The 8,676-nt window shown below is 57.7% G+C and carries 8 protein-coding genes; 3 read left to right on the top strand and 5 right to left on the bottom strand.

Annotation, left to right across the window (positions count from 1 at the left end):
- The first annotated feature begins 546 nt into the window (after positions 1–546).
- Entirely contained in the window at positions 547–2,580 is a 2,034-nt protein-coding gene (locus tag ASD32_RS14125; protein ID WP_060638680.1) for a PHP domain-containing protein, read from the top strand.
- Positions 2,561–2,857, top strand: a complete 297-nt coding sequence (locus ASD32_RS14120) for a hypothetical protein (RefSeq protein WP_060638679.1) — start codon at positions 2,561–2,563, stop codon at positions 2,855–2,857. Before ASD32_RS14125 ends, ASD32_RS14120 begins: the two co-directional genes overlap by 20 nt.
- Before the next feature lie 123 nt (positions 2,858–2,980).
- On the opposite strand, the gene ASD32_RS14115 is transcribed toward ASD32_RS14120, so the two are convergent.
- The 4 genes from ASD32_RS14115 to ASD32_RS14100 form a co-directional block, all read right to left on the bottom strand.
- Positions 2,981–4,222 (bottom strand): sensor domain-containing diguanylate cyclase, encoded by a 1,242-nt coding sequence (locus ASD32_RS14115; protein ID WP_060638678.1) that lies wholly within the window; start codon positions 4,220–4,222, stop codon positions 2,981–2,983.
- A 235-nt stretch (positions 4,223–4,457) separates the two neighbouring features.
- On the bottom strand, positions 4,458–5,270 hold the full coding sequence (locus ASD32_RS14110; protein ID WP_060638677.1) for a siderophore-interacting protein: 813 nt from the start codon (positions 5,268–5,270) through the stop codon (positions 4,458–4,460).
- A gap of 25 nt (positions 5,271–5,295) precedes the next feature.
- Positions 5,296–5,937, bottom strand: a complete 642-nt coding sequence (locus tag ASD32_RS14105; RefSeq protein WP_060638676.1) for a PadR family transcriptional regulator — start codon at positions 5,935–5,937, stop codon at positions 5,296–5,298.
- A gap of 119 nt (positions 5,938–6,056) precedes the next feature.
- The gene (locus ASD32_RS14100) at positions 6,057–6,380 is read right to left on the bottom strand and encodes a helix-turn-helix domain-containing protein (protein ID WP_060638675.1); all 324 of its coding nucleotides are present in this window, start codon (positions 6,378–6,380) and stop codon (positions 6,057–6,059) included.
- A 56-nt stretch (positions 6,381–6,436) separates the two neighbouring features.
- Between ASD32_RS14100 and ASD32_RS14095 the strand changes: the two genes are divergently transcribed.
- Positions 6,437–6,898, top strand: a complete 462-nt coding sequence (locus ASD32_RS14095) for an SRPBCC family protein (protein ID WP_060638674.1) — start codon at positions 6,437–6,439, stop codon at positions 6,896–6,898.
- A gap of 21 nt (positions 6,899–6,919) precedes the next feature.
- Here the strand turns inward: ASD32_RS14095 and ASD32_RS14090 are convergent, their stop codons facing one another.
- On the bottom strand, positions 6,920–8,185 hold the full coding sequence (locus tag ASD32_RS14090) for a DUF930 domain-containing protein (RefSeq protein WP_060638673.1): 1,266 nt from the start codon (positions 8,183–8,185) through the stop codon (positions 6,920–6,922).
- Positions 8,186–8,676 lie beyond the last annotated feature (491 nt).

Here is an 8,676-nt window from a genome sequence, read left to right as displayed (position 1 = left end):
TCCAATGCCCCAGCCCGGCCGCTTATCCGCCAGGCTTTTCAATAAGGCGGGGTTTCGCCCTGGGCCGTCATAAGACGGCGTGACGAACCCGGCACGCCCGGTTCATTGGCGAACCGGAGGAGAACCACCTTTCACGCAGCCCCGGGGATTTTGCGCGCGTTCCGCAAAACCGTCCGGGCACCGGCCCCACCTCGCCGGCAACGCAAACCGGTGTATCCGTGATGGGACGAAGTGAGTATGGCACGGGTTTTTACGGCGGGGATTTTGGGGGATGATGTCAGGCCGGGGATGCGAAACGCGTCTCGCTTCGGCCAAGCGAAGTCCAGAAGTTTCAGCTGGTTAGCGGTAGCGTCCGGTTGGCGGGCGCTCCGGCACCATCCCCGCGTGATGCAAGTATTCATGGCCGTGTATAGATATCGGGCAGCGACATTCGCGAAAGCGGAACGTTAAGTCGATTTGCGGGAAAAGAGGGCAGGAAAAATTCAGTGCATGGTTTCCTCCTCCCAGATCAGATATTAACTTCATGCAGAATGGGAGGGTATTTGTTTGAAAAAAATAGATTTACACATCCACACAAAGACTAGCTCCCAGGATCGAGATTTTCTGTTTAGCAAGGACAATTTCAAGCGCTATGTGCGCGATGCTGAACTAGACTGTGTTGCGATAACCAACCATAATCTGTTCGACAGGGATCAATTCGAAAAAATCAGTTCATTTCTGGATATCCTTGTTCTTCCAGGGATAGAAGTTGATGTTGAAAAATTTCACATCTTGGTCTTGGCCGACGGAAGAAATTTAGCTGATTTTTCTAGTCGATGTGATTTGGTGGCACAGCAATGGCAGAAGACCGGATCTCCTCTCAGGCATGACGAATTTGTTTCTATATTCGGAGAACTCCGCCAATACATCCTCATTCCACACTATCTGAAGGACCCAAAGATCGGCCCTGAAAGTTTGGAGCGATTTGAGGGTCATATTCACTGCGGCGAAGTCAGCAGCCCTAAAAAATTCATGGCTTGTCTCAAGGACCGTGAGATGCTCGTGCCAGTATTTTTCAGCGACTGTCGAATTAGCGACACTCTTTCCGATCTTCCTACCAAACAAACATATGTCGATTGTGAAGAGCTGACGTTCGGCACTCTGCGGCAAGTGCTTAAGGACAGAGATAAGGTGTCTTTGTCGAGCACCGGTGGGAATAGCCACTTCCAGATATTTCCCGACGGTCAGAAGCTTTCAACTGGCCTGAATGTAGTGTTAGGCGATCGATCGTCTGGTAAGTCTTATACGCTGCAAAGAATTTACGATTGGTTCGGAGCCAAGGATACAAAATATATACGGCAGTTTGATCTTGTGGCTCGCAACGAATTAGAAGACGAAAAAAAATTCAAAGATTTTCTTAGTGAGAAAACCAGCCTTTTTTCCCGCGAGTATCTGGCAGATCTGCAAGAGGCGGTTGGGCATATGCTCGAAATCGACCTGCAATCGGATATAGACGACGTGGAGGAATATGTGTCCACGCTGCTAAATTATGCACGTGACACAAGTAGGCATGACGCATTCTCGAAAGCTACGATTTATAACGAGGAGCCGTTTCAGCAAAAAAACCTATTGGGCCTAGAGACACTAATATCTTCGACAAAACGCCTCGTCAGTAACGTTGAGTATAGAACAATAATCGATAAGCATATTCCGCAAGATGCGCTGAGGGCGCTATACGTTGAGTTGATGATGACTTACAGCTCTCAAAAAGAGGGGAACATAAAAAAAGACTGGGTGAACACTGCCATTCAAGACATTAAAGGGAGGCTACAGAGAAAGTCATCTGCGCCTAGTGTAACGGACGTTGATCTTCTGAAAGTCGCAACCAATAAAAGAGCTATAGTCAAATTCGAGGAGCTTGTAAAAGCGGCTCGCAAACCGAAAATTCCGCTTCGGAAGAAAAAAGGAAGCTTTGAGATTGTTGCTCAGGTCGGGCCATTTACCAGGGGTGGCGAACTAAAAGACCTTTCCAGATCGACCAAAGGCTTTAGCGCAGCCTTCGACAAATATGATCGCCCCTATGAATTTCTGCAAGAGCTTGGAAAGATCGGATCTCCAGTCGACGCTTCTGATTTCAGTAAATATCTTGTCAAGGTCGAATATAAAATTCTCAATAGGGATGGGCTCTCTGCATCTGGGGGAGAAAGGTCGGAATTTTTCTTGCTAGACAAGATAGAGGGAGCGAGCTCTGCAGATGTCCTCCTTATAGATGAACCAGAGTCGTCGTTCGACAACCATTTTCTGAAGGCCGAAGTTAATGAAATCATAAAAGAAATGTCCAGGAAGATGCCGGTGGTCGTGGTTACCCACAATAACACCGTAGGAGTTTCGATCCGCCCGGATTACATCCTATACACTCAGAAGGAAGTAGCGGGCACAGAGATCAAGTGGCGAATTTTCTCCGGGCTGCCAACAAGCAAGAGACTTGTCTCTGCGGACGGATTAGAACTGCCAACAAGGGACATACTTCTTGGAAACCTGGAGGCAGGAGTGAAAACCTACGAAGAACGGAGCGGGACTTATGAAGATCTTAAAGATTGAAGATGGATCCGGTTATTTTTGGTTGGTGGGTTCTGGTGAATGGCGCAAAATAGACGAGATTGACAAGGATGGACTGCTTTCGCTGCTCGACCTATATCTTGATGCCGATGCCCAAATGGATGCTCCTGACGACAACAATTTGCGGAACGACGTCCATAAGATCATTTACGTCCACATTTTCCAGAAGCTATCCTCGCTTTCGGAGAGTAAATCTTCCTTTAAGGATGACAGCGAGCGTCTATACTTCGACGAAATTAATAAGTATGCGTCAGCTTGATGCTTGACCAAAAGAAATTCCGCTGTAGCCAAGGATAGAATTTCGTTCCGCCAGCGAATTTTCGCAACTTCATAGTTGCGTGGGTCGCTAGAATTCATTGCAGAAGATTTGCTGTTCTAATCCTCAGCGGAACGCCACTTCAAGATTTTGCCGGTCCTGCGCGATCACCCGGCAGCGGGTCTCGAAGCCTTCGCCCTTGATCGACAGGAGGAATTCGGCGGGAATGCCGGCGGAATTGGAAACCGACAGGCCGGCGCTGTCGCTGCCGAGCGATCGGACGGTGCAGTCGATGGTCGAGCGCCGGTCGTTGAAGACGATCGAGCCCGCTTTCAGCACCCGCCGCCGTGTCCCCTCCGTCTGCTCCGCCTGCAGCGAACTCCAGGAGACGCAGCGGTTGCGGCCGGTATGCTTGGCCTTGTACATGGCGGCATCGGCCTGGGCGAGCAGGGTCTCGATATCCTTGCCAACGATCGACAGCGCCGAGATGCCGAAGCTCGCGGTGACCTTCAACGCCTGTTCGCCGACCTGATGTCCGGCAATCAGCGCCCGGACCTTTTCGGCGGCGGCCACCGCGCCCTCCCGGTCCACATGCGGCAGGAGGATGGCGAATTCCTCGCCGCCGAGACGCCCGAACAGATCCCCTGCCCGCAGCGCCGCCTTGCAGGTGGCAGCGACGCTTTTCAGGACCTCGTCGCCGGCGGCATGGCCGTGGGTGTCGTTGACACGTTTGAAATGATCGACATCGAGCACGATGCAGGACAGGTCGTGCTGGTGGCGAAGGGCGAGCGAAATCAGCTGGTCGGCCTCCTGCTTGAAGGCGCGCCGCGTCAGCGCCTCGGTCAGGCTGTCGGTGGCGGCCGACTGCATCAGCGAAATCCGGTCCATCGCGACGCCGGACAATTCCGTGAGAATAGTCAGGTCGCGGTTACCAAACGAGCGCGGCCGGCGGTCGATGGCGCAGACCGTTCCGATCGTGTGCCCCGCCTTGGTCTTCAAGGGAACACCGGCGTAGAAGCGGATATGGCCCTCGCCGGTGACAGCGGGATGCTGTGAAAACCGGATATCACGGGTGGCATCCTGAACGATGATGGGTTCTTCGCTGTCGACGACATAACGGCAGAACGTGTCCTGGCGCGGCATCTCATCGACGGGCATGCCCGCGCAGGACTTGTACCATTGCCGGTGGGCATCGATCAGCGAGACGATGCCGATCTCGACGGTGAAGATCTCCTTGATCAACCCGACCACCCGGTCGAGGCCCTCGTCATGCGGCGTGTCGAGCAGGTCGAAAGCGTCCAGCGCCGCCAGCCGGTCGATTTCCCGCTGATCGGCGGATGATTGTCCGAATGCCCGTACGACCGCCATGTCAACTTGTCTCCTTGCCCCGGTCTCGTTGCCAAAGGTCTCGTTGCACAGGCCGATCGGAACCGTTCCGGCCGAAGACCTGACTACATGGCTGATGGTACGGCTGCAATTCGTAAAAAGTTGCCCTTGAATCTCTTCGACCCCTCGCAGAGATCAGGATCAACGGCGAAAACGCGATCGCGGCCAGGGACATCCTGCCTGTCCGTGGCCGCTGCAGCGTTGGTTTCAAGGCGTCTCAGCCTTCGTTATGGTTCTCGTGGAAACCGGCGCTGCCTTTGCGCCAATAACCGGCCGCCTTGATCCAGGCGCGGTTATGGCCGCGCTCTTCGACGAAAAACCGGCGCAGGAGCTTTACCGTGTCGTTTTCGCCGGCAATCCAGATATAGCCGTCTCCGTCCGGCAGCGGCAGCGATCTTGCCGCCTCGATCAGGAAGGCGGGGTCACTGGCATTATCCAGCGGGCGGTGGATCCAGCGGGTTTCAAGCCGGGTCTGCGTTTCGAACACCTGCTCCTCCTCTGCGCCCGCGACGGTGGCGATGACGAATGCCGGAACACCGGCGCGAAGCTCCTCGAGCCTGCGGCCGATGGCGGGAAGTGCGGTTTCGTCGCCGATCAGAAGGTACCAGTCGAAATCATCGCTGACGACGAAGGACCCGCGCGGGCCGCCGACGCCGAGCCTGCTGCCGGGCCGGGCGGCTGAGGCCCATTGCGTGGCGGGGCCGGCCGCGTGGATGGCGAAATCGACCACCAGCTCGCGCTGTTCCGCATCGTGGCGGCGTGGCGTAAAATCGCGCATCGGCGACGCCACGATGCCGTCCGGTAAAGCGGGCGCATCGGGTCCAACCGGCCAGACGGGGCTGTCCTGCCCGTCAAGCGGCAGGCACAGCTTGACGTGATCGTCGTAACCGGCGCTGACGAAACCTTCGAGGTCATCGCCGGTCAGCGTGACGCGGACCATCTGCGGGGTGAGCCGCTCGGCCGTGTTGACGGTGAGAAGACGGCGGCGCAACTCATGGCGGACGCGCGCGACGGCGTGTCTTTCAGTCATGGAAAATCCTTCGAACTGTGCGGTTTCAGCCGCGATTGATCTCGTCCACGGCGCGCCGCAGGATATCCGCAAGCCGCGCCGCTTCTTCAGACGAACAGCCGCGCTTGTGAAACAGCGAGGCCTTGATCGCCTGGCGGGCGATTTCCAGCGCGTGATGGCCGTGCGCCTCCGGATCTTCGCCAGGCCCCCGGCCCTCGAAGACATCGCGCACGGCATCCATCTTGGCGCCGATGCGGCCAAGGCCTTCGATGATGCGATCGGCCGCCGCCCGGCCCTCTTCGAGCGCGGCACGTCCGGCATCGGTGATGCTGAAAAGCTTCTTGTTGCCATCGGCCTCGGCCACCGCATGGCCGATTTCATCGAGATAGGTCAAGGCCGGATAGATCATGCCGGGGCTCGGCACATAAAAGCCGCCGGAGATTTCCTCGATGGTGCGGATGAGCTCGTAGCCGTGGGCGGGCTGGCGGGCAAGGAGCGACAGGATCAGCAATTGCAGATCGATGGAGGACAACTTGCGCCCGGCGCGAAAACCGTCGCGCGAGGCAAAGCCGCCTTCGAACCGGCCGGGCCCGTGACGGCCATGGCCGCCGTGACCTCCATGGGCATGCCGCTCGCGGCAGGTTTCATCGTGATGGCGCGGCCCGTGACCGCGATGACGTCCAAACATAGGAAACTTCCTTCGTAAGATATAACACTAGATATATCTTACGATATAGTTTTCATTTGGCAAGCCCTTTTCTGCGCGCCGGTGACGCGCCGGTGGAAAGCGCTGGCGCAGGACGCGCCCTACCCTTCCAGGTCGTCCTTCAGGCGGCCGAGCAGAGTGACGGCCTGGGCGGCATAGGGCCCGATCCAGCGGTCGTGAATGTCCTTGATCGGCAGCGGGTTGAGATAGTTCCACCGTTCGCGGCCCTCGCGCTTGACGATAACGAGATCGGCGGCCTCCAGGACCTTGAGGTGCTGCATCACCGTGCAACGGTCGAGCGCGGGAAAGCGCGCGCAGAGCTCCCCCGTCGTCTGGGGGTGGTCTTTCAGCATATCGAGCATGGCGCGCCGGCTGGAAGCGGCCAAGGCCTTGAAGATTCTATCGTTTTTTTCATCAGTTGACATGTTATATTTTTATAACATAATGAGCCCGAGAACAAGCAAAAACAGGAGAAAAAGTCATGGAACTGAAATTCAGGGTCGCAGGCCGGATCGCCAGACCGGTATCGGAGGTTTTCGAGGCGGTGGTCGATCCGGAGCAATTGTCCCGCTATTTCACCACCGGCGGTGCCAAGGGAAGGCTCGAAACCGGCGCTACCGTCACCTGGGATTTTCACGATTTTCCCGGCGCCTTTCCGGTTGAGGTGATCGAGGTGGTGAAGGACGAAAAGATCGTCCTTCGATGGGCCGCCTATGAGGGACCGGGCTCGGACACGCCGAAATACGACACGACGGTGACAATGACCTTCGAGCCTGCCGATACGGGCCGCACGCTGGTGACCATCTCGGAAGAAGGCTGGCATCAGACAGAACGCGGGCTGAAAGGTTCCTACGGCAATTGCGAGGGCTGGACCGGCGCGCTCTGCGCCATGAAAGCCTGGCTGGAGCACGGCATCAACCTGCGCGAGGGGTTTTACAAGTAGGGGAGACGGAGGGGCTGCGGCTCAGTTTTTCGGAAACCGCCGCGCCTCCCACTGGCTTTTCGGCACCGGACTGCCGACCGCAAAACGGAAAGCGGTGATGCCATCGGTGCCGGCATTGACGGTGCATTGGAAATCGACATCGATCCAGCCTTGCGCGGTCTTGTAGGCCGCACCACCGGCCGTCATCACCTGCCCGGCGATGGGGGAGCCATTGCGCGGATCGAAGAACAACCCCTGCGGCACCGTATCCGGACGGGCGCGGCGAACCTGTTCCAGCGTCTCGATCATGCACATCTGCGCGATCCGCCGTTCCTTGGGCAGCTTGCCCAGCGCCTGACGCACGCGCGGATCGGACAAGGTATCGGCCGAATAAAGCTCACTCGCCTGCTTCAGATCCGATGGCGGGCGGCTGGGTCTGGCATCGGTGCCACCCGCCGATGCGGATGTTTGCGGATCAGACGTTGCCACATCCACCGGCTGCTCCTGCGGCTTGGCTTTCGGGACCGGAACCGTCTCGATCAGCGCTTCGCCTTCATTGAGCACAGGATTGGCACTGGATGATTGCGGCAGATCGACCTCCGGCAACTTGGCCGCAGCCGGAGTGTCCGCCTGCATATCCAGCGGCTTTCGCACCTGCGGATTGTCGTCGGGCACCTTGTCGTTTGCCAGCGGCGCCGCCCGCTCCGTGCGCGGCTCAGTCCCGGCCGTCTTCTGCTGCTCGGACGGGCGGTCGCCGCCCGCCTCCTTGCCGCCGTCTTTGGATGCGGATTCAAAGGCTTGCGGCTGCATCGGCTGCGCCGCAGGTTTCTGCGCTTCCGCCTTCGCGGCCTCAGCCTTCTCGGCCTCCGATGTCTGGGTTTCGGCCTTCTGGACTTCCGATTTCTGGGCTTCCGCCTTCTGAGGCTCGGCCTTCTCAGCCTCGGCCTTTTGGGCTTGCGCCTTTTCGGCTTCGGCCGTCTTCGCGTCCGCCTGCTCCTTGACGACCTGCTCGGCCTGCTGTTGCTGCTTGGCCTTTGGCGCCTGCTCGCCTCCGTCCTTGGTAACCCGCTTTTCGAGCGGCTTGACGTCTTCCTGCGGCTTCGGCTCTTTAATCGGCTCTGGCTTCTTCTCGGGCTCGGGCTTCTTCTCCGGATCAGGCACCATCTCGACCTTGACCGCCTCCGGTTCGTCCGGCTGCGGCGCCGGCAGATCGAAAATCAGGAAGCCTGCGGCAATCACATGCACGGCCACAGAGGCAACCAGCGCCGTCTTGAAAGTACCCCACCGTGTTTCCGAATTCTGCTGCATGGACTGTGGATAGAACCGGATACTGACCGGATCGTGACCGGCGGACGATGAACGGGAAAACGGCAGCCGGGCTGAACGGATGACGGCCGATGCCGAGTGTATAGCATGTTTGGAGCGGAATCGATCCAGAGTAAAATTCTGAAGCGAGGTGCTGTTGCTTCTTGCGACTGCAAAAGCCCCTCATCGGTGCCACAAAAGCCCCTCATCCGCCCTTCGCGCACCTTCTCCCCGTAAACGGGGCGAAGGGATATGCGGCACACTCCGGAACCCTCTTCTCCCCTGCGGGGACCGTTGCATAATCGTCGAATTGACTGATGTGGCCACAGGATAAGCGAGTTCTTTTGCCCTGGCTCAGTCTCCTGAGCAGGTTCTGGGCCGGTTGGGGGTGGTTTTTTCAGTTTTTAGGCGCGGTGCGGCCTTGGTCAGGTGGCCATTGTCACCCAGCGGCGCATGTTGAAGGCAATGGCGGCCATCAGCACCTGCGCTTCCGC

Origin of the sequence: Rhizobium sp. Root483D2 (genome assembly GCF_001426685.1) — a bacterium.
Classification (GTDB): Bacteria; Pseudomonadota; Alphaproteobacteria; order Rhizobiales; family Rhizobiaceae; genus Pararhizobium; species Pararhizobium qamdonense.
Note: the sequence above shows the minus strand (reverse complement) of the source record. Positions and strands in the feature narration are given on the sequence as shown.

Bases quoted from the DNA above. Each gene is read 5' to 3' on its own strand.
- ASD32_RS14120 (WP_060638679.1), top strand. From the start codon at position 2,561: ATGAAGATCTTAAAGATTGAAGATGGATCCGGTTATTTTTGGTTGGTG.
- ASD32_RS14115 (WP_060638678.1), bottom strand. From the start codon at position 4,222: ATGGCGGTCGTACGGGCATTCGGACAATCATCCGCCGATCAGCGGGAA.
- ASD32_RS14110 (WP_060638677.1), bottom strand. From the start codon at position 5,270: ATGACTGAAAGACACGCCGTCGCGCGCGTCCGCCATGAGTTGCGCCGC.
- ASD32_RS14105 (WP_060638676.1), bottom strand. From the start codon at position 5,937: ATGTTTGGACGTCATCGCGGTCACGGGCCGCGCCATCACGATGAAACC.
- ASD32_RS14100 (WP_060638675.1), bottom strand. From the start codon at position 6,380: ATGTCAACTGATGAAAAAAACGATAGAATCTTCAAGGCCTTGGCCGCT.
- ASD32_RS14095 (WP_060638674.1), top strand. From the start codon at position 6,437: ATGGAACTGAAATTCAGGGTCGCAGGCCGGATCGCCAGACCGGTATCG.
- ASD32_RS14090 (WP_060638673.1), bottom strand. From the start codon at position 8,185: ATGCAGCAGAATTCGGAAACACGGTGGGGTACTTTCAAGACGGCGCTG.